Annotated in this window: 23 protein-coding genes and 1 tRNA gene; 11 read left to right on the forward strand and 13 right to left on the reverse strand. The window is 55.1% G+C overall.

Annotated elements, in window-relative coordinates; translation table 11 throughout:
• Positions 1-169: 169 nt before the first annotated feature.
• Positions 170-718, forward strand: a complete 549-nt coding sequence (locus ACR0K5_RS00530; protein WP_480627790.1) for a redoxin family protein — start codon at positions 170-172, stop codon at positions 716-718.
• Between the two features lie 52 nt (positions 719-770).
• Here ACR0K5_RS00530 and ACR0K5_RS00535 read toward each other — a convergent pair whose 3' ends face one another.
• Positions 771-1,850 carry a DUF6456 domain-containing protein gene (locus tag ACR0K5_RS00535; protein ID WP_480627791.1) on the reverse strand — a complete coding sequence of 360 codons (1,080 nt, stop codon included), beginning with the start codon at positions 1,848-1,850 and terminating at the stop codon, positions 771-773.
• Between the two features lie 240 nt (positions 1,851-2,090).
• Between ACR0K5_RS00535 and ACR0K5_RS00540 the strand changes: the two genes are divergently transcribed.
• A complete protein-coding gene (locus tag ACR0K5_RS00540; protein WP_480627792.1) occupies positions 2,091-2,390 on the forward strand; it encodes a DUF6477 family protein in 300 nt (99 codons plus the stop codon).
• On the opposite strand, the gene ACR0K5_RS00545 is transcribed toward ACR0K5_RS00540, so the two are convergent.
• Positions 2,391-3,935 (reverse strand): trimethylamine methyltransferase family protein, encoded by a 1,545-nt coding sequence (locus ACR0K5_RS00545; RefSeq protein WP_480627793.1) that lies wholly within the window; start codon positions 3,933-3,935, stop codon positions 2,391-2,393.
• A gap of 137 nt (positions 3,936-4,072) precedes the next feature.
• On the reverse strand, positions 4,073-4,768 hold the full coding sequence (locus ACR0K5_RS00550; protein WP_480627794.1) for an MgtC/SapB family protein: 696 nt from the start codon (positions 4,766-4,768) through the stop codon (positions 4,073-4,075).
• 159 nt (positions 4,769-4,927) lie between these two features.
• Here ACR0K5_RS00550 and guaA point away from each other — a divergent pair, with 159 nt between their 5' ends.
• From guaA to ACR0K5_RS00595, 9 genes are all read left to right on the forward strand, one after another.
• Positions 4,928-6,487, forward strand: coding sequence for a glutamine-hydrolyzing GMP synthase (gene guaA, locus ACR0K5_RS00555; protein WP_480627795.1), 1,560 nt, complete (start codon positions 4,928-4,930; stop codon positions 6,485-6,487).
• A gap of 217 nt (positions 6,488-6,704) precedes the next feature.
• Positions 6,705-7,601 carry a DMT family transporter gene (locus tag ACR0K5_RS00560; protein WP_480628741.1) on the forward strand — a complete coding sequence of 299 codons (897 nt, stop codon included), beginning with the start codon at positions 6,705-6,707 and terminating at the stop codon, positions 7,599-7,601.
• A gap of 123 nt (positions 7,602-7,724) precedes the next feature.
• Positions 7,725-8,888: an OmpP1/FadL family transporter gene (locus ACR0K5_RS00565; protein ID WP_480627796.1), complete on the forward strand. Its 1,164-nt coding sequence runs from the start codon at positions 7,725-7,727 to the stop codon at positions 8,886-8,888.
• Between the two features lie 104 nt (positions 8,889-8,992).
• Complete coding sequence (locus ACR0K5_RS00570) at positions 8,993-9,889, forward strand: DMT family transporter (RefSeq protein WP_480627797.1); 897 nt, start codon at positions 8,993-8,995, stop codon at positions 9,887-9,889.
• A gap of 49 nt (positions 9,890-9,938) precedes the next feature.
• A complete protein-coding gene (locus tag ACR0K5_RS00575; protein WP_480627798.1) occupies positions 9,939-10,811 on the forward strand; it encodes an ATPase in 873 nt (290 codons plus the stop codon).
• A gap of 36 nt (positions 10,812-10,847) precedes the next feature.
• The gene (gene metA, locus ACR0K5_RS00580) at positions 10,848-11,765 is read left to right on the forward strand and encodes a homoserine O-acetyltransferase MetA (RefSeq protein ID WP_480627799.1); all 918 of its coding nucleotides are present in this window, start codon (positions 10,848-10,850) and stop codon (positions 11,763-11,765) included.
• Entirely contained in the window at positions 11,755-12,708 is a 954-nt protein-coding gene (locus ACR0K5_RS00585; protein ID WP_480627800.1) for an alpha/beta fold hydrolase, read from the forward strand. Before metA ends, ACR0K5_RS00585 begins: the two co-directional genes overlap by 11 nt.
• 49 nt (positions 12,709-12,757) lie before the next feature.
• Complete coding sequence (ppk2, locus tag ACR0K5_RS00590; RefSeq protein ID WP_480627801.1) at positions 12,758-13,627, forward strand: polyphosphate kinase 2; 870 nt, start codon at positions 12,758-12,760, stop codon at positions 13,625-13,627.
• A gap of 113 nt (positions 13,628-13,740) precedes the next feature.
• Positions 13,741-14,355, forward strand: a complete 615-nt coding sequence (locus ACR0K5_RS00595) for a TetR/AcrR family transcriptional regulator (protein WP_480627802.1) — start codon at positions 13,741-13,743, stop codon at positions 14,353-14,355.
• Between the two features lie 6 nt (positions 14,356-14,361).
• On the opposite strand, the gene ACR0K5_RS00600 is transcribed toward ACR0K5_RS00595, so the two are convergent.
• The 10 genes from ACR0K5_RS00600 to ACR0K5_RS00645 form a co-directional block, all read right to left on the reverse strand.
• A complete protein-coding gene (locus ACR0K5_RS00600; RefSeq protein ID WP_480627803.1) occupies positions 14,362-15,420 on the reverse strand; it encodes an adenylate/guanylate cyclase domain-containing protein in 1,059 nt (352 codons plus the stop codon).
• Positions 15,417-15,785 carry a group I truncated hemoglobin gene (locus tag ACR0K5_RS00605; RefSeq protein WP_480627804.1) on the reverse strand — a complete coding sequence of 123 codons (369 nt, stop codon included), beginning with the start codon at positions 15,783-15,785 and terminating at the stop codon, positions 15,417-15,419. Before ACR0K5_RS00605 ends, ACR0K5_RS00600 begins: the two co-directional genes overlap by 4 nt.
• A gap of 235 nt (positions 15,786-16,020) precedes the next feature.
• Positions 16,021-16,110: transfer RNA gene (locus tag ACR0K5_RS00610), tRNA-Ser, on the reverse strand.
• A gap of 124 nt (positions 16,111-16,234) precedes the next feature.
• Positions 16,235-18,661, reverse strand: coding sequence for a DUF3772 domain-containing protein (locus ACR0K5_RS00615; protein WP_480627805.1), 2,427 nt, complete (start codon positions 18,659-18,661; stop codon positions 16,235-16,237).
• Positions 18,661-19,695, reverse strand: coding sequence for a cysteine synthase A (locus ACR0K5_RS00620; protein ID WP_480627806.1), 1,035 nt, complete (start codon positions 19,693-19,695; stop codon positions 18,661-18,663). The genes ACR0K5_RS00615 and ACR0K5_RS00620 overlap by 1 nt, the downstream gene beginning before the upstream one ends.
• Before the next feature lie 68 nt (positions 19,696-19,763).
• Entirely contained in the window at positions 19,764-20,879 is a 1,116-nt protein-coding gene (locus ACR0K5_RS00625) for an NUDIX domain-containing protein (protein WP_480627807.1), read from the reverse strand.
• Positions 20,880-20,906: 27 nt separating this feature from the next.
• Positions 20,907-21,347: a TrgA family protein gene (locus ACR0K5_RS00630; RefSeq protein WP_480627808.1), complete on the reverse strand. Its 441-nt coding sequence runs from the start codon at positions 21,345-21,347 to the stop codon at positions 20,907-20,909.
• A 15-nt stretch (positions 21,348-21,362) separates the two neighbouring features.
• Positions 21,363-22,571 carry a class I SAM-dependent methyltransferase gene (locus tag ACR0K5_RS00635; protein ID WP_480627809.1) on the reverse strand — a complete coding sequence of 403 codons (1,209 nt, stop codon included), beginning with the start codon at positions 22,569-22,571 and terminating at the stop codon, positions 21,363-21,365.
• A 69-nt stretch (positions 22,572-22,640) separates the two neighbouring features.
• Entirely contained in the window at positions 22,641-24,065 is a 1,425-nt protein-coding gene (locus tag ACR0K5_RS00640) for a cryptochrome/photolyase family protein (RefSeq protein WP_480627810.1), read from the reverse strand.
• Positions 24,066-24,113: 48 nt separating this feature from the next.
• On the reverse strand, positions 24,114-25,340 hold the full coding sequence (locus tag ACR0K5_RS00645; RefSeq protein WP_480627811.1) for an aminotransferase class V-fold PLP-dependent enzyme: 1,227 nt from the start codon (positions 25,338-25,340) through the stop codon (positions 24,114-24,116).
• Positions 25,341-25,354 lie beyond the last annotated feature (14 nt).

Below are 25,354 nucleotides of genomic sequence, written 5' to 3' on the forward strand. Positions count from 1 at the left end.
ACTGCGCAAGCGCAGAAAGACGCCGTGCACGCCCTCGTAATTGCGACGTAAATTCAATATGTAGCCGGGCGAAGGCTTTATTCGCGTTTGCAGCGTTTCCTCGATTGAACGCAGTTTAGAACTGTTTTAATTCACAACGAAATCACATATGAATCACAGGAGTTTGACTATGAAATCCGGCACAAAACTGCCCGACGTGACCTTTCACACCCGTGTCCGCGACGAGTCTGTCGAAGGACCAAACCCTTTCCGGTGGGAAGACAAAACCACCGCTGACTACTTTGCCGGAAAACGCGTGATCCTGTTCTCACTGCCTGGCGCGTTCACACCAACCTGCTCGACTTACCAGCTTCCCGGTTTCGAGAACGTGTACGCTGACTTTCTGGCCAATGGTGTTGATGAAATCTACTGCATGTCTGTCAACGACAGCTTCGTCATGAACAAATGGGCACAGGATCAGGGCCTGACGAACGTCAAGGTCATCCCTGATGGGTCTGGTGAGTTCACCCGCAAAATGGGTATGCTGGTCGACAAGGACAATCTGGGTTTCGGGATGCGTTCATGGCGCTATGCCGCCATCGTCAATGATGGTGTTGTGGAGGCCTGGTTTGAAGAGCCCGGCCTGATGGATAACTGCCCCGAAGACCCTTATGGCGTGTCCTCGCCGGAAAACCTGATGAAACATCTGCAGGCGTCGGCAGAGCCGGAAATGGCCTAACCTATAAATCCCAAAAAAAAGGCCCGTATCAAATGGGCCTTTTCTTTTTTGGTCAGCCAATCATCCGGTCCCGTTCCGCCTGATCCTGATAATGCCGCTTCAGGCGCTGCAAGGCGATCCGCAGTACAATCTTACCGGATCGCGCTGACCAGCCCATTCGCTTTTCCGCCAACTCCAATCCCTCCAGATAGCAACAGCACCGCAGCGCAACATCACTCAGCCCCGGCCCCAGATCGGACAGGGCACGCGCAACGCGGTCTTTCGCGTCAGAAGACCCCGCCGCCCCATGGCTTTCACTGTCAAAACGACCGCGGCCGCCTGTTGTCAGAAAGCGATCCCAGTTCTGTGAAACCTGAGGACCAATCTGCGCCAGTTCGAAATCTTCGCGCAAGCGCTCTCCGGCGCTGACGAGGGATTCATCCAGAAACGGCTTTCCATCCCGATCCCGTCTGCGCGCCAAAGCAATCAGCGGACTTTCTGCAGCACTGTATCGAATCCGTTTAATTCGCTCAGGAGACCCGCCCGAGGGTCTTGCCTGAAAGGAGTTTTGAGCTTCGGCAAAGCCGAAGTCAGTCCCGGCACGCGCTTTGTTTTCGGCCTTCGCAATCAAATGGCTCAGTGCCGTTCGCCCCGCCGTGGAAATCCGATACCGGGAAATACGCCCTGGATTGTCACAGGAGATCCAGTCTTTCAAAGCTAAGGCCTGCGCAATTCTGCACTCCACGACCGCGGTTCTTGTTGCCCCGGCTTCACCGGTGCCGCGCACGACGACTGCCTTATCCATTTCCTCGGCCACGGCAAGGACTGAACCCGTCTCGCTCAGGCGGCGCAACACACGCAGCGCTTCATTTTCAAATTCTTCTTCAGCAGCATTTTCCAATTCGCCCGACGGACCATCACCACAATCCAAGGTTGCAAAATGCGTCTCAGCCAGCGATTGCAAAGCCGCATCCACCAATGGATCGTCGCGGCGCATTTCGATGCGCCGTATTTGCCTGAGGATGGTTGATGCATGGCATCCGGCTGATCGCGCGATATCACGGATCGAGCGACCGGTCTCAGTATGAGCAAGGTACCTTTGCGCCCCCTCTGGAACCCATGCCGGAATGGTGAAAGCCATGTTGTTTTCCATAATTATATGCCCTCGTCGACAAAACAAACTGCCACTTTTCGCCCTCGGAATGCGGGTTAACCAAATCTAACTAGAGGTCCATTCGTTACTCGTTCGTTAACCGCACAAGGCAAGAACCAGATTTGATTCAAAAATATAAACAGTCATGAAACCATCGTTCGGAGGGACTCTGACAAAGGCAACACTCGCTTAGGTTGTGCAACATATGACCCGTGAATTTTCGAAAAAGGGACACATGACATGCAGGACCTGATGACAATGATCGCAACCCTCCGCCGCCCGCGCACGCTGGCGCGTGCTGCCAGATTCGGGGCGCGGGATTACAATCGGGACAGGCATCTGCAACGCATTCTGGGATACGGTTCGCTGCCCGGTTCGGGTCAGGCGCTGCTGCGTTTGCTCGAGATGGAAAGAGAGGTAAATGAACAGCGAAGAGATGATGATGCCGCCTACTCATTGGTGCGGCATCTGGATCTGCTTATTGCGCTGTTGGGTGAGGCGCAGCTGTATCAGGCCAGCCGCGCCTCGGTTCTTCAGTAATCAGGTGAATGCGTCCGGCATGGAGGCCTTTTTCTCGGCGATATAGGCTTCCAGCGCCGCTGCGGTATCCGGGTCCATCTGCGGTTGCTGATAATTGGCCAGCAAATGTTCAACCCGTGCCGAAGCCAAAGCCCGCGTGTCACGCGCGCCCTCTTCCTGCCAGGTTTCATATGGCTTGTAGTCCAGCACTTCGGATTTCCAGAAGGATTCCTTGAAGTTGGCCTGCGTGTGAGCACACCCGAGATAGTGACCGCCCGGCCCTACCTCGCGGATCGCGTCCATGGCCTGAGCGTTGTCATCATATGCAACGCCTTTGGCCAGTGAATGCAGCACACCCAACTGATCGGCATCCATGACAAACTTCTCGAAGTCGGCAACCAGACCACCCTCAAGCCAGCCACAGGAATGCAGCATGAAATTCACGCCAGACAACAGGCCCATGTTCAGCGAATTCGCTGTTTCATACGCCGCCTGAGCGTCCGGCAGTTTCGAGCCGCAGAACGACCCGGCCGAGCGGTATGGCAAATTCAGACGGCGCGCCAGCTGGCCAGCACCATAAGTGATATGCGCGGCTTCCGGAGTGCCGAAGGTGGGTGCGCCCGAGTTCATATCGATCGACGTCACGAATGCGCCGAAAATCGCGGGTGCACCGGGACGGATGATCTGGCTATAGGCAACACCGGCCATAACTTCGGCCAGAACCTGCGTCAAAGTACCGGCCACCGATACCGGAGCCATCGCCCCACCCACGATAAAGGGGGAGATGATGCAGGCCTGATTGTTACGCGCATAAACCTCCAACGAGCCCATCATCACATCGTCGAATGTCATCGGCGAGTTGATGTTGGTCAGCGAGGTCATCACCGTGTTTTCCTGAACGAACTCCTTACCGAACAGGATTTCGCACATTTCAACCGAATCCTGAGCCCGGCTGGGATCGGTTACCGAGCCCATGAAAGGCTTGTCCGACAAGGTCATATGCGCCTTCAGCATGTCCAGATGGCGCTTGTTCACTGGAATGTCGGTCGGCTCACACACCGTACCACCCGAGTGGTGCAACCACTTGGACATATAGGCAAGTTTCACGAACTTGTTGAAATCGTCCATGGTTGCATACCGGCGACCACCCTGCGCATCACGCACAAACGGAGGGCCATAGACCGGGGCCAGAACCATGTTCCGGCCACCGATGACAACCGATTTCTCGGGGTTGCGGGCATGCTGGGTAAACTCGCTCGGAGCTGTCTTGATCAACTCGCGGGCCAGACCACGCGGAATACGCACACGCTCGCCATCCACGTCAGCGCCGGCATCGCGCCAACGTTCCAGCGCGGCCGGGTTGTCGACGAAGTTGACGCCGATCTCTTCCAACACGGTTTCCGCGTTGTTCTCAATAATCTCCAGCGCCTCGTCGTTGAGGATCTCGAAATTCGGAATGTTCCGTTCGATGTATTTCGCAGTCTCGATACGAACTGCGGTACGCTCGGCACGGCGGGCAGCGCCACCGCCACCTCTCGCCCTGCGCCGGGTGTTTGCCTCTGCCATGAGAAAATCCCGTCTGGTTGGTTAGATTGAATGTTTGATACAGGTTTGCCGAAACGCAAGCATCGGGATTGCGGCGCTCTGGGGGAAAAAGCGACATTGCCTTCCGGCAATCCGGTGCGCCAATCCCCTCTGCGTTATCAGGCTTCGGAAACAGTATCCCATTCAATGCTGTCGATACTTGGCTCCAACATAAGCGGAGCGACAACCTTATGCTGCAGTTCCTCAGGGTGATCTTCCATCGAAACCAGAACCGCAATTGTCCGCACACCATCGGAACTGTCGCCTTTTTCGAATCCCACGATTCGCACGTCGTTCTGCGCCAATGCCTTGAGAACCGCCGCCCGCGCGTCTGCCTGAGCCGCCTCAGAACACTGCAGCAAAATTTTGAACTCCTGCGTCAGCGGCACTCCGGCGCGGGTTGTGCGTTTCAACCATTTCACCAGAGGTCTGAGACCAAGATTCACGAAAATGACGAATCCGGTCATCATAATTGCGAACAGCCACGCCCCCGTCCCTGCCATCATTCCGACCGCTGCCGAACACCACAGGGTCGCTGCAGTATTCAGCCCATGAATCGTGAACCCGTGTCTGAATATGATACCAGCCCCCAGGAACCCGATGCCGGAAACGACCTGTGCTGCCACGCGGGTTGGGCTGACTTCATGTGGGAACAGCGCCGCAAACACAACAAACGCCGCAGCACTCAACGCCACCAGCGCATTTGTCCGCAAACCCGCCATTCTCTGCCGGACCTGCCGCTCTGACCCGATCAGCGCCCCGCAAAACAATGCTAAACTCAGGTTCAGCGCCGCAATTTCTATGGAAATCGGCAATACCAGTTCCTCGTTCAGACGAATCTCCCCATAGATTCTGCCGATCTGTCATATTTTTGTTACAAAACATTTACAATTACCTTTTGCCGGGCAGCTGAAATCATTCAGGAAACGGACGTCGCTCTTGCGAATTTGCCGGGCTTGCCCTAAGGCGCTGGCATGACCCAGACATCCCACGACCGCCTTCTGATCATCGACTTTGGCAGCCAGGTTACGCAGCTTATCGCCCGCCGCCTGCGCGAGTTGAATGTCTATTGCGAAATTCACCCTTACCAGAATGTCACGATGGATTTCGTGCGGGAAATGGCACCGCGCGCTGTGATCTTCTCTGGCGGCCCGGATAGTGTGACGCGCGAAGGATCGCCCCGCGCTCCGCAAGAGATTTTTGATTATGGCGTTCCTATTTTGGGCATTTGCTATGGTCAGCAGGTGATGATGCATCAGCTTGGCGGTAAGGTCGAAAGCGGCCATGGCACCGCCGAGTTTGGTCGGGCCTTTGTCACACAGAAAGACAATCTGGACATCCTGGACGGCTGGTTTGCCGACGGCGATGAACAAGTCTGGATGAGCCATGGCGATCACGTCAGCGAAATCGCGCCGGGTTTTGAAGTGTTCGGAACCTCGCCCAACGCGCCTTTCGCGATTACGGGCGATCCTTCGCGGCACTTCTACGCCGTGCAGTTTCACCCTGAGGTACACCATACGCCCAAGGGCGCGAAACTGTACGAAAACTTCGTTAAGCTGGCCGGGTTCAAGGGCGACTGGACCATGGGCGCTTATCGCGAAGAGATGATCCGCAAGATCCGCGAGCAGGTTGGTGACAAAAAGGTCATTTGCGGTTTGTCAGGCGGTGTCGACAGCTCGGTTGCCGCGATCCTGATTCACGAAGCAATCGGGGATCAGCTGACCTGTGTATTCGTCGACCATGGGCTGCTGCGTAAAAACGAGGCCGAAGAAGTCGTCGGCATGTTCCGCGACAACTACAACATCCAGTTGATCCACGCCGACGAATCCGAATTGTTCCTGGGCGAACTGGAAGGCCAGAGCGACCCGGAAACCAAACGCAAGATTATTGGAAAGCTGTTCATCGACGTATTCCAGAAACACGCCGATACCATCGATGGGGCCGAATTCCTGGCTCAGGGCACTCTCTACCCAGATGTGATCGAATCAGTATCCTTCTCGGGCGGGCCATCGGTAACCATCAAGTCGCACCACAACGTGGGCGGCCTGCCGGAAAAGATGGGCCTGAAACTGGTCGAACCTCTGCGCGAACTGTTCAAGGACGAAGTCCGAGCACTGGGACGTGAGCTTGGTCTGCCGCAGAGCTTCATCGGCCGTCACCCCTTCCCCGGACCTGGCCTTGCCATCCGTTGCCCCGGCGAGATCACCCGTGAAAAGCTGGGGATTCTGCGCGAAGCTGACGCGATCTACATTGACCAGATCCGCAAGCATGGACTTTACGACGAGATCTGGCAGGCTTTCGTCGCCATCCTTCCCGTCCGCACTGTGGGTGTGATGGGTGATGGCCGCACCTATGATTACGCCTGTGCGTTGCGGGCCGTCACTTCGGTCGACGGGATGACGGCGGATTACTACCCGTTCAGCCATGAATTCCTAGGGGAAACGGCGACACGGATCATCAACGAGGTCAAAGGCATCAACCGATGCACATATGACATCACCTCGAAACCGCCCGGAACCATTGAGTGGGAATAGTCTGACAAAACGCCACAGCGTTCGATACTGACTGACCAACATTGCAGCATTCCTGTTCAAGCCGTGCCCGAAAGTATGGGGCGTGGCTTGAACCTGACGCCCGATCGGCGTTTGAATGATCCGACGAATTCAATCGTTTTGTTTTGAGCGCGCGGCGAAGGCCCCATTCCCAAGGTCCTGACCTCGCGTCCAGTCAGGGGCGCGGTACGTGAATCAGATACAACAAAACACGTTCAAAGCCGCCTTATGGATGACGGGAGCCATTGCGTCCTTCTCTTCCATGGCAGTTGCCGGTCGCGAACTGAGTCTCGCGCATGACACGTTCGAAATCATGATGTACCGAAGCGTGGTCGGGTTTGTCGTCGTCGCCCTCGTAATTACTGTCACACGCAGCTGGGCTCAGGTTTCAACGCAGCGTCTGGGATTGCACGCTGTGCGCAATACCTTGCATTTCACGGGCCAGAATCTTTGGTTCTATGCCGTCGCTGTGGCGCCGCTGGCACAGGTATTTGCGCTGGAATTCACGCAACCGCTTTGGGTAATTCTGCTTTCGCCGTTGTTTCTGAACGAACGCCTGACTGCCCTTAAGATAACGACCGCACTCATTGGTTTTGCCGGTGTTCTGATCGTGACGCGCCCCGGCGCGGCGCCCTTGAGCCCCGGCCTTGTGACAGCAGCTGCGTCTGCGATTTTCTTTGCGTTTACAACGATCACGACCAAAAAGCTCACACGCTTTGCCAGTATCGGTTGCATCGTTTTTTGGCTGACGACCATGCAGGCGGTTCTTGGGGCCGCCGCCGCCGGTTTCGACGGGCAGATTTCCTTACCGACAGCGCAAACCGCTCCTTTTTTGGTTCTGGTTGGGCTGGCGGGCCTGTTGGCTCACTTCTGTATAACAAACGCTTTGGCCATCGCACCGGCAACTGTCGTGGTCCCTTTTGATTTCGCGCGCCTTCCAACGATCACGGTGGTCGGAATGATCCTGTACCAGGAACCCATCGACCACTGGGTCCTGATAGGCGCAGCCGTCATCTTTTCCGGTATTTTCCTGAACATCTGGTCCGAAAATCGTAACAGTTTGGCAACACTTGAAAACAGTAGTCGCAATACGTAACGCACCGTCACCAGTTGACCTTAAAGTAACCAAAAAGAGAGTATCGTTCATACAACGGGCAGGCGTTCATCACACTCAATTCAACGCCTTACAAGCCCACGGGAGATTGTCAGGGAGGACAGTATGAAAAAAGTACTACTCGCGACCTGCGCATTGTGCGCTGGAGCGACGGCAGGATATGCAGGCGGTCTGGATCGCAGTGGTCAGGGCATTAACCTGATCTTCGAAGAAGGCTCGGCCGTACAATTCCGTTTGGGGTACACCAGTCCAAGCGTGACTGGCACAATGCCAGACCTTTTTGGCACCAACGGCGGCCAACCTGTTGATTCCGGTGAGGTCGCAAACGACTTCTTCACACCGCATCTGGGATACAAAACATCCCTCACCGAGAAACTTGATTTTGCAATCATGTATGATCAGCCCTTTGGTGCCGACCTTCAATATGCAAGCGATTTCCCTCTTTCAGTCAACCCGATCCCAGGTGGTCGCACTGACGTCCTGAATGCAACGGCCGACACCGACGCCATTACCGCATTGCTACGCTACAAATTCGATGGCGGTTTCAGTGCAATCGGCGGCATTCGTGCGCAACGCGTAAAGGCCTCGGTGACTGTACCGCTTGCCGCGGGCTATCAGGTTGATTCTGACGCCGACACGGCATTTGGCTACGTTATCGGCGTCGCTTGGGAGAAACCCGAGATCGCGGCACGGGTGTCGTTAACCTACAACTCCAAGATCAGCCATGATCTTTCTCAGACGGAGTCCCTGAACCCACCGCCTTTCCCCCCGATTCCTCCGGGGACCGTGGCGTCATTCGACTCGTCCAGTGAAATCGAAACACCTCAGTCGGTCAACCTGGACTTCCAGACGGGCGTCGCACCTAAAACCCTTCTTTTCGGCTCAATTCGTTGGGTTGATTGGCCACAGCTGGTCTACAATCCGCCAAACTATCCGCCGGCCAGTAACCTCGTTGATTTCGACGAAGCCACGTTCACGTACGCGCTGGGCTTGGGGTACCAGTTCTCGGAAGAGTTTTCCGGCGCTGTAACGTTGGGCTACGAGTCATCTCAAGGTACTCCTGTATCGAACCTTGGTCCGACAGACGGATTTTGGAGCATTGGTTTGGGCGGAACCTACTCGCTCGAAAACGCGAAAATCTCAGGTGGTGTTCGCTACACTGATATCGGTGATGCGACAACAGATGGTGCCGGTCCAGGGGCTCGCGGAACATTTACAGGTAACAGCGCCTGGAGCGTCGGTGTTCAGGTCACTTACGCTCTGAACTGATCAAACAGATAGCTAAAACAAAGTACAAAGCCCCGCAAAAACTGCGGGGCTTTTTTCGCATGATCCGGGTCGCCGCCTTTTCGCAAAGATAGGATAGTGGCAGGATGAACGCACAAAAACATCTCTCCCCTCGCGCCTGGGTCGAACTACTGTTGCTTGGCGTAATCTGGGGCGCGTCCTTTGTATCCATTCGAATAGCTCTGGACACCATCCCCGTGATCACATCGGTTCTGCATCGCACCTTTTGGGCGATGCTGGCTCTCTGGCTTGTCGCTTGGTACAAAGGGTTTAAATTCCCGCGCTCACCCCGCATCTGGGGGGCATTTCTGGTAATGGGGCTATTGAACAACGTAATCCCGTTCAGCCTGATGGCCTGGGGGCAGTTGTATATAGATACGGGATTGACCGCGATCCTCAACGCAGCAACAGCCGTATTTGGCGTGCTGATCGCTGCACTGTTTTTTAAGGACGAACGTTTGACGAAAACACGCCTGCTTGGCGTTTGCTTGGGGTTTTTAGGAGTTTCCATCGCCATCGGGATCAATAGCGTCACAAACTTCAGCCTGCAAAGCACCGCACAGGTTGCGATTCTGACAGGAACTCTGTCGTACGCCTTCGCCGCAGCATGGGCCCGGCACGCCTTGTCCGACTTATCACCCATCGTAGCCGCAGCCGGAATGCTGACCGCGTCGACGTTATTGATATTGCCGGTGACACTTTTGGTGGATGGATGGCCGACATTGGCACTTCCTGCAATCACATGGGCGGCAATTGGCTATTACTCAATCGTGGCGACGGCTGGGGCTTACCTGCTGTACTACCGGGTTTTGGCGATGGCCGGCAGCGGTAACCTAATGTTGGTGACGCTTGTGATACCTCCCGTCGCCATCGTACTCGGAGCTGTACTGCGGGATGAGGCCCCACCCCCTAGTGCCTATTTTGGCTTTGCCATTCTCGCCATGGGCCTGATGGTTTTGAACCGGTCCGGTCGTCGCGATTGACGCCGTGCGCTGCCCGATTTAGCAAAGGCATAAAAAGGGACAGCACAAGATGATTTACAACACCGCCGAAGACTGGCGCACGGCGCGCCGCAAGAAGGTGCTGTTTTTTGGCATGTCCGGTCTGGGCAAGACTTATGTCTCGAATATCCTCAGGGATTCTGGGAACTGGTTCCACTACTCGATCGATTATCGGATCGGCACCCGATATATGGGCGAGTACATCACCGACAACGCAAAAGCCGAAGCGATGAAAGTTCCGTTCCTGCGCGAGTTGCTGCTGTCGGATTCGATTTATATCGGTTCAAACATCTCGTTCGCAAATCTGACGCCGGTTGCAGCCTATCTCGGCAAACCGGGCAACCCTGCCCTCGGCGGGTTGGAGATGCCGGAATACCGCCGCAGACAGGAACAGTTTCGCCTGGCCGAAATACACGCCCTGCTGGATACCGAGTATTTCATCGATCGCGCCGAGCGCCTGTACAAATACCCACATTTCATCTGCGACACCGGTGGGTCGATCTGCGAATGGGTGGACCCCGAAGATCCAAAAGATCAGGTCCTGTCCGAGCTTTCGCGGCAGACCCTGATGATCTGGCTGAAGGGGGATGAGGGCCACACGGCCGAGCTTGTGCGGCGCTTTGACAAAGCGCCTAAGCCGATGTCCTATCAGGCCGAGTTTCTGACCAAAGCCTGGACAGACTATCTGGACCAACACGGTTGTTCGGAATCTGACGTAAATCCCGATGATTTCGTCCGTTGGACCTATGCGCAGGCATTGGCGCATCGCCAGCCTCGCTATGAAGCCATGTCGAAAAACTGGGGCGTGACGATTGCCGCCAACGACATCGGCAAGATCCGCGATGCCGCCGATTTCGATGAGTTGATCGAACGCACCCTTGAGGCCAAACGCAATAACGCCTAACTACCAGTTTTCACTATTCTCTTCGAAGCCTGACACATGCCCATCAAAATCCCATCCGACCTGCCTGCATTTGACGTCCTGACCAAAGAGGGCGTCATGGTCATGGATGAGGATCAGGCGATGCGTCAGGATATCCGCCCCCTGCGCATCGGTTTGCTGAACCTGATGCCCAAAAAGATCCAGACCGAAAACCAGTTCGCGCGTCTGATCGGGGCAACCCCATTGCAGATCGATCTGTCGTTGATCCGCATGACCGAACATCGGACTAAAACCACTGCAGCCGAGCACATGTCCGAGTTCTATCGACCGTTTCAGGAGGTCAAGGATCAGAAGTTCGATGGCCTGATCATTACCGGTGCCCCGATCGAGCATCTGGAATTCGGTGACGTCACTTATTGGGACGAAATCAGCGAGATTTTCGAATGGACCCAGAGCAACGTGCATTCCACCTTTGGCGTGTGCTGGGGCGGGATGGCGATGATCAACCACTTCCATGGCGTCAAGAAGCATATGCTGGACGCCAAGGCCTTCGGGTGTTTCCGCCATCGCAATCTGGATCCGGCTTCCCCTTTCCTGCGCGGGTTTTCGGATGATTGCGTTATTCCGGTCAGCCGCTGGACAGAAATGAAACAGGATGAGATTGACCTCGCACCCGGTCTCAGGACCCTGCTGGGCAGCTACGATGTCGGCCCCTGTCTGGTCGAAGATCCCGACCACCGCGCGCTGTATATCTTCAACCATTTCGAATATGACAGCGACACGCTGAAACAGGAATATGACCGGGACGTCTCGAACGGCACGCCTATCAACGTGCCGATCAATTACTATCCCGAGGATGATCCATCCAGGACGCCGCAGAACCGGTGGCGCAGCCATGCGCACCTGCTATACGGCAACTGGATCAACGAAATCTATCAGTCCACACCTTTTGATATGGCAAAAATTGGCCACTAAAGCCCTGATATCCTTTGGCCTGATCGTTCTGAGCCTTGTCGTGCTGACAACCTGGCGCAGCGCCCGGAACGAAGAATTGGCCGAGGCGGCCTTCCCCCCCGAAGGTCAGATTCTCGATGTGGGTGGCATCGCTGTACATGCCGTGGTCATGGGGGAAGGGCCTGACGTCGTTCTGATCCACGGGTCAAGTGGCAACACGCGCGATATGACCTTTGCACTGGCCCCTATTCTGGCCAAATCATACCGCGTAATCGTCTTTGACCGACCGGGGTTAGGCTATTCCGAAAGCTTCAATTCGGACGGCGAAACCATCATTGAACAGGCAGATATCCTGCAACGCGCTGCGGCCCAGCTTGGCGCAGAAAAGCCCATCGTAGCCGGGCAAAGCTATGGTGGATCGGTTTCCCTTGCCTGGGCAGTGACCCGTCCCGAGAATATCTCGGCTCTGGTTCTGATCGCTCCGGCCGCGATCCCTTGGAAAACGCCATTGGATGGATTCAACCGGCTTGCTGCGACTACGGCAGGCAACGCGCTGGCCTTGCCCCTGATCAGCTCTTTCGTGCCCGAATGGTACGTGGCACAGGCGCTGGACAAAGTGTTCGCACCGCAAACTGCCCCTGAAGGCTATGCTGAACACTTCGGGCCCGGGCTAACGATGCGGCGAGGCTCGATGCATGCCAATGCCAAGCAACGCGCCAACCTGCTGGATGAAGTCACCCGCCTGCAACCGAGATACGGTGAGATTTCCGTTCCGACAGAGATTGTTCACGGAACTGCAGACGACACGGTGGGTCTGGAATGGCATTCGGAACGTCTGATCGAACAAATCCCCGGAGCCGAATTGATTGAGTTACCGGGTATTGGTCACATGCCACAGGTGGTTGCAGCACCCGAAGTTGCCGCTGCAATAGATCGCGCGGCTCAGCGAGCGGGTTTGCGTTAAACTACGCTCTAATCCATAGTAAGAAATGGATTTTATCGCGAGGTGACATATGGCCCGGTCCGGAAAAGGTTCTATCGAGAAGTATTTTCAGAAAGATGCGCCCAAAGCTGTACGGGAAGAGATTCAAAACGCGAAAAAAGGCGACATCCTGAATCCGACCTACCCCTACTCCGAAAAAATGAAGACCAAGGATTATGATGAGCAAATGGACCTGCTCCAGATTGAGTTGGTCAAAATGCAATCCTGGGTCAAGGAAACGGATCAACGGGTTGCTATCATTTTCGAAGGCCGCGACGCCGCTGGCAAAGGTGGAACAATCAAACGGTTTCGCGAAAACCTGAACCCGCGCGGCGCACGCAATGTTGCTCTCAGCAAACCCTCGGACGCCGAGCGCAGCCAATGGTATTTCCAGCGTTACATCCCCCATCTCCCCGCTGCCGGGGAAATCGTGTTCTTTGATCGCAGCTGGTACAATCGCGGCGTCGTTGAAGACGTCTTTGGTTTCTGCACACAGGAAGAACGTGAACGGTTTTTCCGGCAGGTCCTGCCGCTTGAAACGGGTCTGGTGAATGACGGCATCCATTTATTCAAATTCTGGCTCAATGTCGGGCGTGCCGAACAACTGAACCGTTTTCTGGCACGCGAAACGGACCCTTTGAAGCAATGGAAACTCAGCCCGATTGACGTGGCCGGGCTGAACAAATGGGACGAGTATACGCAGTCGATCTCAGAAACCCTGACCCGGTCGCATTCTGATGCTTGCCCCTGGACGATTGTCCGCTCTGACGACAAAAAGCGCGCGCGCCTCGCAGCCATCCGGACGGTCCTGCACGCTTTGGATTATGATGAGAAAGACAAAAAAAGTATCGACGACATTGATCTCCAAATTTGCGGTGGCCCGGATGTGTGGGAGGCGTAAACTGTCAATTCGCCCTACCCTGTTAAAGCCTTCACAAGCATGTGTTGGACGGCAGGTCGTCTCTGGTTTATGTCCTTGTCTTCCAACACCTGATTAATGCACCTGAGGCCGGGATGACGAAACGCGGTTATCACCACGGAAACCTGAAGCAAGCCCTGATCGAGGCAGCTTTGTCCCTGATCGAGAATAAAGGCCCAACAGGTTTCACTTTGTCCGAAGCCGCCAAAACTGCCGGTGTCACGCCTGCCGCCGTCTATCGTCATTTTCAAGGGCGCGAGGACCTGATTGCCGAAGCCGCCCGGCAAGGGTTTGAGATGTTCGCGGATTTGATGCAATACGCTTACGACAAGGGACAGCCTTCAGCCCTGGAGGCTTTTGAGGCGACTGGACGTGCTTATCTGGCTTTTGCGCGCAAAAATCCCGGGCATTACATTGCTATGTTCGAAAGTGGAGTATCACTGAACCGGACGCCCGAATTGTCCCTGGCAGCGAACCGCGCCAAATCCGTTCTGGAGAAAGCCGCAGCTGATCTGTCGCAGCACATTCCTCCAGAAAAGCGCCCGCCCGCCTCAATGTTCAGCGCCCATATCTGGGCGATGAGCCATGGTGTTGTTGAACTTTTCGCCCGGAATACAGGCGCAACTTCACCATTCCCCCCCGAAGATTTGCTGGAAAGCGGTATCGGCATTTACCTGCGCGGTTTGGGTCTGATCCCTCAGGACGAATGACGTCTGTCAGAACGAGCGACTGCTCTGAGGCATACTCAGGCCCGATGTTACATTGATCAGATCCATCTCACCCATCCCCTTGATATCGACACGCCCCAGTTCCGAGACCTGAAACTCGTCAATCAGGGCATATTTCATCTCTTCCGGGGCCACGATGTTCATGGGGTTGGCAAAAACCTGCAACCGGGATGCGATGTTCACGGCCGGGCCAAACACGTCATAAACATATTTCTGAATACCCACGACCGATCCGACCGCTGCGCCCATACCCAGACCGATCCGGGCCTGCCATTTATGCGGATGGCTTTCGTTGCGGCGTTCAAGGTAGCGCAGGAACCGTACAGCACAATGTGCCACAGCCGTCGCATGATCCGGTGTGGGATCAGGCATACCTGACACGGCCAAATATGCATCACCGATCGTCTTGATCCGCTCGCACCCGAATTGCTCGACAATGCGGTCAAAGGCCGTGAAGATATCGTTCAACTCACTTAGCGTTACCGTTGGATCGGTTTTGGCAGCGAAATCCGTAAACCCAACAAAATCCAGCATCACCACCGAAACCTGTTGATAAAGCTGCGGTGTGACAACGCCGAAAGTCTTGAACTCCTCATACACCGCTCGAGGCATCAGATTCAGCAACAGGCGTTCGACCCTCTCCTTCTCGCGCTCAAGCTCTCGGGTGTTGCGCTCGACCATGGTGGAATAGCTGTCGATCATGCTTTCCAGCTCCCGAATGCGGGTAATGTTCTGGCACTCGACAATCAGCACCTGCTCGGACAACCCATTAGCCAGCGAGACTGCGACCGCAAAGATCAACGTTCGGCGTTTTGGTTTGATCTGCAATTCGACCGAATATCTCAGGCCAGACTGTTTCACATCTTCCAGTTCTTTTGGATCCAGAGCAGGTAAAATGTCCCTGAGGGTGTTTCCCTTCTCAGGGGTACCGAACCATTCCGTAAAGGGCCCGTTGTGAAACACGAACTGCAGATCGGATGCCCGCACCACGGCGACGCCCACTCCAATCGCGCGCAGCAATTGTTCGTTTATCGCATGAATGCTCATGCCGCATCCCGGGTGACAATGATCGAACGTTTTCCTTCAATCGCGTTCAGCGCGGTTTTGATGTCGCCGTCCGACATACCATGCTGACTCAACGCGTCACCAAACAGGTCGGCCATTACATCGAACTCATCATGCGAGATCTTCAGATGCCGATGAACAGCTTCGATCCTGTCATCACTGAAAGATGCGGGCCCACCAATCAGGGACGATACGAATTTGGTTTGATGGTCGATCAAACGCGGCATGTCTATGTCTTCAAAATGATGGCCGATCTCATCCGAATCCAACGCCATTTCATAGAATGTCATCACGACTCGGCTGATCGTTTTGAAGCCGCCATACTTTTCATAAAGTGTCTGTGCCACACAAGTACCCGCGCGTTACCAATCAATAACCCCACAACTTTATATCAAATCGATATTTTTGTTAACGCTTATGATTTTCTAACAGGGAATGATTACAGAAACCGACCTGCTGCGCGGAAAAAAGTAGGAGGTTCGCTGGAGCGGAACGTGAGCTTTCACACGTATAATGAAACCGACAGCCCAAACGCGCTACACCACGGGGAAACCTGCATTTCTACCATATTAGAAGGGATAATGGCGGAGAGACAGGGATTCGAACCCTGGAGACGGTTTCCCGCCTACACACTTTCCAGGCGTGCGCCTTCGACCACTCGGCCACCTCTCCGTGACGGCGATATTTGGACGAATGTAATCGGATTTGCAAGGCCCCAATTCGGGGAATAGCTCAAATAAATCAGGCCACCCTCTGAAGGGTAATCAAACGCTAAAACACGCTGCGATCTGACCTGTCAGATCTCATCACCAGCATCCGGGTCCATATCCGCTTCGGTCAGATCCACTGGTTTTCCCGAAGTCTTGCGTGGCTTGTCCTGAACAGCATCGGTGGCGTCATGCTCTTCCTTCTCGGATGATTGAAGGGCTTCGGGATTACGCAGCCAGATGTCACGCTGCGCAAAGGGAATCTCGATCCCCGCTTCCGAAAATCTACGATTGATTTCATGGTTCATATCGGATTTCACCGACAGAACCCAATTCACGTCACGCAGGATTGCGCGGATCTCAAAATCAAGGGAATCCGCACCAAACCCTTGGAACACCACACTTGGCGCCGGGTTGGCCAGAACCATCGGATGACCGTTGGCGATCTCGCCCAGAATGGTTTCAACCAGGCGCGTGTCGGTGCCGTAGGCAACGCCAACCGGAACGATCACCCGCCCGATCGTATTGCCGCGGGTGTAGTTCGTTACGACACCGCTGATCAGGTCAGAGTTCGGAACAATTACATCCGTTCTGTCAAACGTCTCGATCCGGGTCGAGCGGACGGAAATATCCCGTACGTATCCCATCATGCCATTCGCATCGATCCAATCTCCCTTGGAAATCGGGCGCTCGACCAGAAGGATAATACCAGAAACAAAGTTCGACACGATGGTTTGCAGACCAAAGCCGATACCGACAGACAACGCACCGGCGACAATCGCCAGTGACGATAGATCAAATCCGGCCACCATGATTGCCACGAGCGCGGCAAGAAACATCCCAACGTATCCGGAACCTGCGACAATCGCGTTTTGTCCGCCAGGGTCAATACTGGTTTTCGGCAAAAGCGAATTTCGCAGCCCGCTTTGCAACAGCCGCGTCAGCGTATAACCGATTGCAAAAACAGCAACAAAGGTCAGAAAGTTGCTGGGTGAAATCGTGACGCCACCGATATCAAACCCAAGCAGCAGACGCGACCATGCTTCAAGCAGATCGGTTTCACGCGCGCCCCAGTAAATCGCCAGAATGGGAAGCGCCACGATGGCCAATGCAAACCCGACCAGCACGGCAAAAAGCGAATCCCGCGCGGCATCTCCCTGCCCTGTGATCCAACCGTAAATCTGGCTGATAAACCGTTGCAGGATGACCAAAGCCCCGATGAGCACCAGTGTCTTAACAGCAGGAAACACGATTGCTTCGGCCGCATTGGTGTACCCGAAAACCGCCAGAACAGGAGATGCTATGCCCAACAAGAACAAGGCCCGGCGCAGGAACTCGACCAATTGGCTGAAGCCAGCAGAACGGGTCGAGGCTGTTTGATCCGGCGGTCCGTCGGTTGTTCGAATCTGACGTATACGCAACAACAACAATGCTGTTGCGACAATGACCGGGAAACTGACAACTGCACGTGTTGCGTCCGAAGTGTTTTCGATCCGCTCGAACAGCAGTGCCAGTTCGTGCAAAACCAGCATCAGGGCAAGCAGATCGATATACACGCGCAGTTCTGTAATGCGTGCAGCAGACAGCCGTTTGAATCCCTGCGACGCGCCGATCACGTATACTTGGCGACCAATCCAGTCATAGAAAAATACAATCGCTGCCCAATACGGAATGTTCTGCAGCAGCAGGCTTCCCCGCAAACCCGGAACGCCAGTGAGACTAATCGCTGTCACCAAGGCCAATACACCGATCCAAGGCAACAGAATCCGTAACAAAGAGATTACGAACGACCATACCCCAGTACCGGCCCCGCCCAGTAACCTAAGGTAGTCACCTCCACGTTCGGACCAATGCTTGCCAAAGATCAGCAGCACGGCTGAAATGATCAGAAGTAAAAAGATCGCTAGTCCACGCTCACGGATTTGTTCGCGCACGACATCCGAACGCAAGTTAGTGAACGTTTCATTTGCAAGGCTTTGGACTGCTTCTTTGACATCAATCCAAGTCGGCCCCCAATACACGGGATTTATCGGTGACGGACCCTGTTCAAAGAACTCTCTTGTCTGCCGTGCGCGAAGGATCTGATCAATTTCGCTGATCAACCCATTTGCACGGCTATACGCCTCTTCAGATATGATGCGCGGCACACGCAGACTGTTGAGCTGTTCCTCAAGATGCGCGCGAAGTTTAGCTATGTCTTCAGGCTCTGTCGCGTCCCCCTCGGGTTTGGGACCCAACGCCATGATCTGGCTTTCCAGTGTTGTGATGCGGTCGGTATTTGCGCCGCGCGCTCGATTGAAGTCGTCCCTGTAACTGTTTATTTCAGAGCGCAAATTCTCTAAAGCGGCATCCGAGGCCCGGTTAGCCTCGATCACGGTTTCGGCCCGGCCCGCCGTTTTAACCCAACTTTGATAATACTCGCTTTGCCGGTCCGTCAGCTGCGCGACAGCGCTATCTGCGAACCCGACGAAGCACAGGAAAATCAGGGTCAGAAACAGGCGGACCTGCCCCAGCATTACACGTCCTCGAACACGCCGGGAATGCTGCGTGGTGCTTCGGTCATCCAATCCGGAACCGGAAGTTCTTTTTCACGCAGGAATTCGGGGTTGAACAGCTTGGACTGATACCGCGTGCCGTAGTCGCACAGGATGGTCACGATCGTATGGCCTGGCCCCATGTCCTTGGCCAGGCGTACCGCACCCGCCATATTGATCGCGGTTGAGCCGCCCATGACCAAACCTTCGTCACGCAGAAGATCAAAGATGTACGGCAAAGCCTCGTTGTCAGTGATCTGGTAGGAATGATCTGGTGTGAACCCTTCCAGGTTCTTGGTGATACGCACCTGCCCGATGCCCTCGGCGATAGAGCCTCCCTCCATCGCGATCTCACCTGTCGTGTAATAAGAAAACAGGCCGGCCCCCATCGGATCGGCCAGACCGATCTTGACGCCCTTGGGCTGCAGAACTTCGGCGACGCCTGCCAACGTACCACCCGACCCGACTGCGCTGACGAACCCGTCAACCTTGCCGCCGGTTTGCTCCCAGATCTCCGGCGCTGTGGTTTCCACATGTGCCTGACGATTCGCCACATTGTCGAACTGGTTGGCCCAGATCGCGCCATTGGGTTCCGTCTGCGCCAGTTCCTCAGCCAGACGGCGGGAATAGTGCACGAAATTGTTGGGATTGCGATACGGGGCTGCAGGCACCTGAACCAGCTGGGCACCGGCCAGACGCAGCATATCTTTCTTTTCTTCGGACTGGGTCTCAGGAATCACGATAACTGTTTTGAACCCCATCGATGCCCCGACCAGAGCCAGACCAATACCTGTGTTGCCGGCAGTGCCTTCCACAATGGTGCCGCCCGGTTTCAGATCACCCCGAGCGACGGCGTCCTTGATGATGTAAAGCGCAGCGCGATCCTTTACGGATTGTCCCGGGTTCATGAACTCGGCTTTGCCAAGAATTTCGCATCCAGTCTCTTCACTGATACGGCGCAGCCGGATCAAAGGTGTTTTTCCTACTGCGTCAGCAAGATCTCGTGCAATGCGCATGGTCGCCCCTTGTCATTTGGTATCCCCGAAGATTTACAGTCGCACCGCCACGACCACAAGCGCGATAGTCACGCGCGTAACCGATCCCGATGACGGTCCAGCCAGTAAGCCAGAGACACCAGTTGCAAATCCTTGAAAAGATGGCGGTCCGTCATATCGATGAACTCGTCGAATGGCAGTATCTGGCTGCGGATATCTTCACCTTCCGTGTCCAGGCCACCGGTGATTGTCGTCTCAGTCAAATCGCCGAGACCGACATACAGATACATGAAACCGGTCGAGGACCCGCTGGAGGAATACGCCCCGCCCGCATATTCCAGCCTGTCAAATCGAACTCCGGCCTCCTCCATAGCCTCGCGATGTGCGGCCTGTTCCGGCGTCTCGCCAGGGTCGATCATTCCGGCAACTGCTTCCCACAGCCAGGGCTCCGGATCGTTGATCAAAAAAGCTGGCGGTCGGAATTGCTCAACCAAAAGCACGGTATCGCGGATTGGGTCATATGGCAGTACGGATACGGCACTGCCCTGCATCAAACTACCCCGGTGCAGGACGGGACCCATGCTGCCGTCATGCTGCCGGAACTGAAGATCAATCTCCTCCATCCCGAAATAGTTTACGTAAACCCGGTCGTGGCGGTGCACAATTACGTCTTCAGCTATGTTCCGAGGATCGCCGGTTCGCCGTTGCCCGGCCATGATCTTCGCCCAGGCGCGGGTTTGAATGGCGCGCATGCTGCGCGCCATGACTCGGGGATCGACCTTGCCGAAATAGGCCATCTCTTCTTCAGCGGCGAGTGCCGTGATCTCGCCCAGCCGGTCTGCCCAGTCCTTTAGCGACCACAAATCACCTGGCTGCCACGCTCCCGGAGTCGGGAAAAAAACCTGCGCCGCGGCCATGCCCCCGTCGTCCAGAATGACCTGCAACGGCTTCAGATCATAATCGAAGGACCCTTCATAATAGGCCAACCTGGCCAAGTCATCAGATGACAAGCCCTGCACCAGCAAGCCCTCGGCCGTGGCACCTGCTGCGGGCAGGATCATTGGGAAATCCTGACCCTGAACCGCGTGAACAGCATGGTCGCAAAGTGTGGCTGTATGAAACGTGATTTCGTTCAGGTGACGACCAAGAACACGTTGCAACAGCGGCAGATGCCGCAGCGTTCCATAGAAGAACAAATCAGACAAATTCAATCTCTCTTGTGACGAAACGGTTTAGCGCCATTTGCGGCTGGCCTGTTCCGTGGCCAGCCCGGCGACAACCGCACCAATGGCGAATGTAACGAGAATCTCGGGATAGATCAGTTGCTTGCCGTAGTCGATTCCGATCACAAAAATAGCCATGACAGCTTCAAACGGACCACCGTAGCGATTGCGCATAGCAAGATCGAACATGCGATAACACCCTTGCACAAACAGTGCCCAGAAAACCAGCGAGGCAACTCCGGTCAATCCATTGTTAATACCGGCTGTCCATCCGCGTCCGGCGCGCTTGCCCATGATTTTCCATCCACAGATCGCGCCCAGAGCCATGTTAACATAGGTAAAATAGCCATAGTCCTTACCTTCTTCGCCATTCGCGATAATCATGCCTGAAACAAGAAAAGCCAGCACGACGAGGCAAACAGCGGCTACGAGACGCGAGGCAGTAGGCATGTGACAGTCCGTGAATTAACTTGGTTTCGCTATTGTGATCTGTGTCACATCGCAATTGCCTGTGTCAAAGGCCGCACCGCATGCGGTCAAATAATAATTCCACATGCGGCGAAAACGCTCATCAAACCCCATCACCGAGATTTGGTCCCATTTGGCGTTGAATGTCTCGTACCAGCGGCGCAACGTCAGGTCGTAGCTTTTCCCGAATTCTTTCGAGTTCACAACTTTCAGCCCGGCCTGATCTATCTGCTGACGCAGGATTGTCGGCGACGGGAGCATCCCACCAGGAAAGATATATTTCTGAATGAAATCTACGCCATTCTTGTAAAAGTCCCAGCGGTGATCACCAACCGTAATGATCTGTAATGTTGCCTGTGCACCGGGTTTCAACCGGTCCCGAACGGTTTCGAAGTAGACCGGCCAGTATTTCTGTCCAACCGCCTCGAACATCTCGATGGATGCAATTCCGTCATAGACCCCGCGTTCATCCCGATAGTCCTGAAGCTTGAATTCGACCTGATCTGAAAGTCCTGCCTTTTCAATACGCTCTCTTGCAAACCTAAACTGCTCTTGACTGATCGTCAGGCCGGTAACACGTAAACCCCGCTCTTTTGCGGCATATTCAGCAAACCCACCCCAGCCGCAGCCGATCTCCAGAACATGATCACCTGGTTTGGCACCCATCTCATCCACAAGGCTGGCATATTTGGCCGTCTGCGCCTTCTCCAGGCTTTCCTGCCCGGACTCGAAAATGGCACTGGAATAGGTCATCGTGTCGTCCAGCCACGAACTGTAGAAATCGTTACCCAGATCGTAGTGATACGAGATATTCTTCTTTGCTTGCGTCTTGTTGTTTCGATGCAACCAGAACCGCAGCCTTTCGTAGGCCTGAACAAGAAACTGGCCAGTAAACCCGTCATAAACGGTCTCAGTCCCAAGATGCACCAGGTCCATGAAGGATCTCAGATCAGGTGTGCTCCAATGACCGTCCAGGTAAGCATCGGAAAACCCGAGTTCGCCTTCACGGATCAGGCGCGCAAAAACGTCATCGTCGTGAATGTCGATCTGAGCAACCGGTCCTGCCTTTGCGCCTTCAGCTCGAAACGTGCGACCATCGGGGAGTAGGATATCCAGACGCCCGGATTCCATCCGGGTCAGCATTTTGAAAACCTGTGCAAAATATCTGGGCAGATCATTCTGCCCTTCGGTCGTCGTCAGGATCATCCGCTCTCCCCTCTGCGGTATAGGTATAAAGCTAGGCCGCGATTTTGTTTCTGGCAAGTTTTCAGTTCCTTAGTGGGATTTTCGGCTTTCATATGCGTGCAAGGCGCGGGTGCGCCCTTGATGCAATCCGACGATAGGATTGGGATAATCGGCACTCGGAGTCAGGCCCCATGACAGTGGGATAGCATCGAAGTAAGAAAGAGCTGTACTGCACGGCTCAACCTGACCTTCGGCGATCCAGCGACGCCGGTAGGCGCCGTCAGGATCAAATTTGTCTGCCTGTGTCTGGGGATTGAAAACCCGAAAAAACGGGGCCGCATCTGGGCCGGAGCCTGCCACCCACTGCCAGCCCATGGCGTTGCAGGCTGGATCCCAGTCAATCAAACAATCCCCGAACCAGTCCATCCCTATTTTCCAGTGCGTCATCAAATGCTTGGTCAGATAACTTGCGACAATCATTCTGGCTCGATTATGCATCCGTCCCGTCACATACATCTGCCGCAATCCGGCATCGATCACGGGAATGCCGGTTCTGGCCTGCCGCCATGCAGTGACCTCTGGATGGTTTGGATCCGTATTCCAGGGAAAGCTGTCCCATTCCGGCTTCCAGTTGGTCGTCACCAATTGAGGCGTGTGAAACATCAGGTGATAGGCGAACTCACGCCAGACAAGCTGGCGCAGAAAAGCTTCGGTGCCCTGTGTTCCGGTCAACATAGCCCGATGGACCATGTGCCAGACGGTACGTGGCCCAATCTCACCCAATGAAAGATATTCTGACAGGTTGGACGTCGCATTCTGATCAAGATGGTCCCGGTGGCTGAAGTACTGAGGAATCCGGCCGAGAAACTCTTCCAGATGGTCCAATGCCGCCCGCTCGCCAGGCTGCACATGAAGGCGCACAACTGTCGCCCCCCTGTTCATTGCATCCCCCATCCGCCAAGTGCTCAATTCGTCCGAGACAGGCCATGATGCTGGGGCCCGCAAACCTGAAACTGGCTCTTGAGGAAATGGAACTTCCCGCCCCTGAACCGCACGCCACATGGGTGTGTAGACCCGAAACGGGTGTCCTGTTTTGGTGGCGACGGTCCAGGGTTCAAAAAGCAGATGCCCGGAAAATGACAGCGCAGATACGCCCCGTTGAGATAGAACTGATTTGATGCGCTTATCGCGCCTGATCGTCGCCGAATCGTACGCACGAGACCAGTACACTGCGTCAGCGCCGGTCTCAGCCACGATCTTTTGCAACTGCTCAAGCGCGCCGCCGGATCGCAGGATCAGACGGCTATCCAACCGTGCCAGAGACGCACCGAAGACTTCCAGCCCCAAGCCCAACCGCCATTTCGGCGCGGCTCCAAGCTGTTGTACGAGGTCGTCGTGAATAAAGACGGGGATGACCGGGCGACCGCTTGCGACCGCCGCGGTCAGCGCCGGATGGTCCGACAGGCGCAAATCCCGTCGGAACCACAAAATGATCGGAGACTGCTCTTGCGCCATATCCACCCAGAGGTTTTCTTCATTCTACGAACCCCGGCGGATAGTGGATCACAAAACGCGCTCAAGAGCCTCTAAAAGCTGATCAATTTCCTGCTGCGTTGTATAATGGGTGAAGCTGACCCGCAAAACACCCTGGGTCGGATCAACACCCATCGCCTGCAAGGGGCGCACGGCATAGAAATCTCCGCCGCCCGCCATAACACCGTTTTGCGCCAGGTCCGCAGCAACTGGTTCAGCCGGGCGGTTCAACGAAAGCGCAACGGTCGGGGCGCGCCGGGTCGCGTCAGAAGTGCCGATCAGACGCACGGCGTTACGATCCTTCACCGCGTCCAGAACCGGTTGCAGCAGCGATACTTCATGCGATCGCATCAGATCATGGGCAAAAGCGCCCTGCTCTGCCGCGTCTGACGCCGGACCGCCGTGATGGGCGCAAAGCTGTTCGACATAATCCGCCATGCCTGCGCTGGCCGCGATCTGCGCGTGATCCGGGCCTGCGGGATTAAAACGTTTATACAAAACGCCGCCGTTGAAATAATGTGCCTGATTGGGCAACAGCTCTCCCAAAGTGCGGCGGATGATCATGCATCCCTGATGCGGGCCGTATGTTTTATAGGCTGAAAACAAATAGACATCCGGCCCCAGATCGCCAACATTCGGAAAGCCGTGCGGCGCATAGGATACGCCATCGACGCAGACAAATGCACCTGCCGCATGGGCAATGGCGGTAATCTCTGTCACCGGATTGATCTCACCAATGACATTGGAACAATGAGGGAAACAGACTAGACGCACTTTTTCATCCAGCATGTTTTCCAGATCCTGCGGGTCCAGCGATCCGGTTTCAGGATCAATCTGCCATTCCCTTACCTCGATCCCGGCCTCGGCCAGACGGCGCCACGGACCGGAATTGGCTTCGTGATCCTGATTGGTCACGACGATCGCTTCCCCGGGTTGCATCCATTGCCGAAAAGCCTGCGCCAGAACATATGTGTTCTGCGTGGTTGAGGGACCAAAACTCAGCTCATCCGTGTCGACACCCAATATGGCAGCCATGCGCCTACGCGCTTCGTCCATTTCGTCGCCTGCCAGACGGCTGGCCTCGTACGGAGCATAGGGTTGAACCTTACGTTGCGTGTAGAACCGTGTCAGCCGGTCAATCACCGGTTTGCAGGTATAAGACCCACCCGCGTTTTCGAAAAATGCCTGACCTTGCAGGTTGGGTTCGGAAAAGGCCGGGAACTGCGCCCGAACGAAATCGATATCCAGAGAGCTCATGCCTCATTGCTCCT

The sequence above is a fragment of the Ruegeria sp. AB9 genome (genome assembly GCF_056542585.1).

What these genes read in the sequence shown, in the direction of transcription:
- ACR0K5_RS00645 (WP_480627811.1), bottom strand. Translation starts at nt 25,340, where the DNA reads ATGAGCTCTCTGGATATCGATTTCGTTCGGGCGCAGTTCCCGGCCTTT.
- ppk2 (WP_480627801.1), top strand. Translation starts at nt 12,758, where the DNA reads ATGGCCCGGTCCGGAAAAGGTTCTATCGAGAAGTATTTTCAGAAAGAT.
- ACR0K5_RS00575 (WP_480627798.1), top strand. Translation starts at nt 9,939, where the DNA reads ATGATTTACAACACCGCCGAAGACTGGCGCACGGCGCGCCGCAAGAAG.
- ACR0K5_RS00530 (WP_480627790.1), top strand. Translation starts at nt 170, where the DNA reads ATGAAATCCGGCACAAAACTGCCCGACGTGACCTTTCACACCCGTGTC.
- ACR0K5_RS00640 (WP_480627810.1), bottom strand. Translation starts at nt 24,065, where the DNA reads ATGGCGCAAGAGCAGTCTCCGATCATTTTGTGGTTCCGACGGGATTTG.
- ACR0K5_RS00570 (WP_480627797.1), top strand. Translation starts at nt 8,993, where the DNA reads ATGAACGCACAAAAACATCTCTCCCCTCGCGCCTGGGTCGAACTACTG.
- ACR0K5_RS00595 (WP_480627802.1), top strand. Translation starts at nt 13,741, where the DNA reads ATGACGAAACGCGGTTATCACCACGGAAACCTGAAGCAAGCCCTGATC.
- ACR0K5_RS00635 (WP_480627809.1), bottom strand. Translation starts at nt 22,571, where the DNA reads ATGATCCTGACGACGACCGAAGGGCAGAATGATCTGCCCAGATATTTT.
- ACR0K5_RS00600 (WP_480627803.1), bottom strand. Translation starts at nt 15,420, where the DNA reads ATGAGCATTCATGCGATAAACGAACAATTGCTGCGCGCGATTGGAGTG.
- ACR0K5_RS00565 (WP_480627796.1), top strand. Translation starts at nt 7,725, where the DNA reads ATGAAAAAAGTACTACTCGCGACCTGCGCATTGTGCGCTGGAGCGACG.
- ACR0K5_RS00630 (WP_480627808.1), bottom strand. Translation starts at nt 21,347, where the DNA reads ATGCCTACTGCCTCGCGTCTCGTAGCCGCTGTTTGCCTCGTCGTGCTG.
- guaA (WP_480627795.1), top strand. Translation starts at nt 4,928, where the DNA reads ATGACCCAGACATCCCACGACCGCCTTCTGATCATCGACTTTGGCAGC.
- metA (WP_480627799.1), top strand. Translation starts at nt 10,848, where the DNA reads ATGCCCATCAAAATCCCATCCGACCTGCCTGCATTTGACGTCCTGACC.
- ACR0K5_RS00620 (WP_480627806.1), bottom strand. Translation starts at nt 19,695, where the DNA reads ATGCGCATTGCACGAGATCTTGCTGACGCAGTAGGAAAAACACCTTTG.
- ACR0K5_RS00540 (WP_480627792.1), top strand. Translation starts at nt 2,091, where the DNA reads ATGCAGGACCTGATGACAATGATCGCAACCCTCCGCCGCCCGCGCACG.
- ACR0K5_RS00535 (WP_480627791.1), bottom strand. Translation starts at nt 1,850, where the DNA reads ATGGAAAACAACATGGCTTTCACCATTCCGGCATGGGTTCCAGAGGGG.
- ACR0K5_RS00615 (WP_480627805.1), bottom strand. Translation starts at nt 18,661, where the DNA reads ATGCTGGGGCAGGTCCGCCTGTTTCTGACCCTGATTTTCCTGTGCTTC.
- ACR0K5_RS00545 (WP_480627793.1), bottom strand. Translation starts at nt 3,935, where the DNA reads ATGGCAGAGGCAAACACCCGGCGCAGGGCGAGAGGTGGCGGTGGCGCT.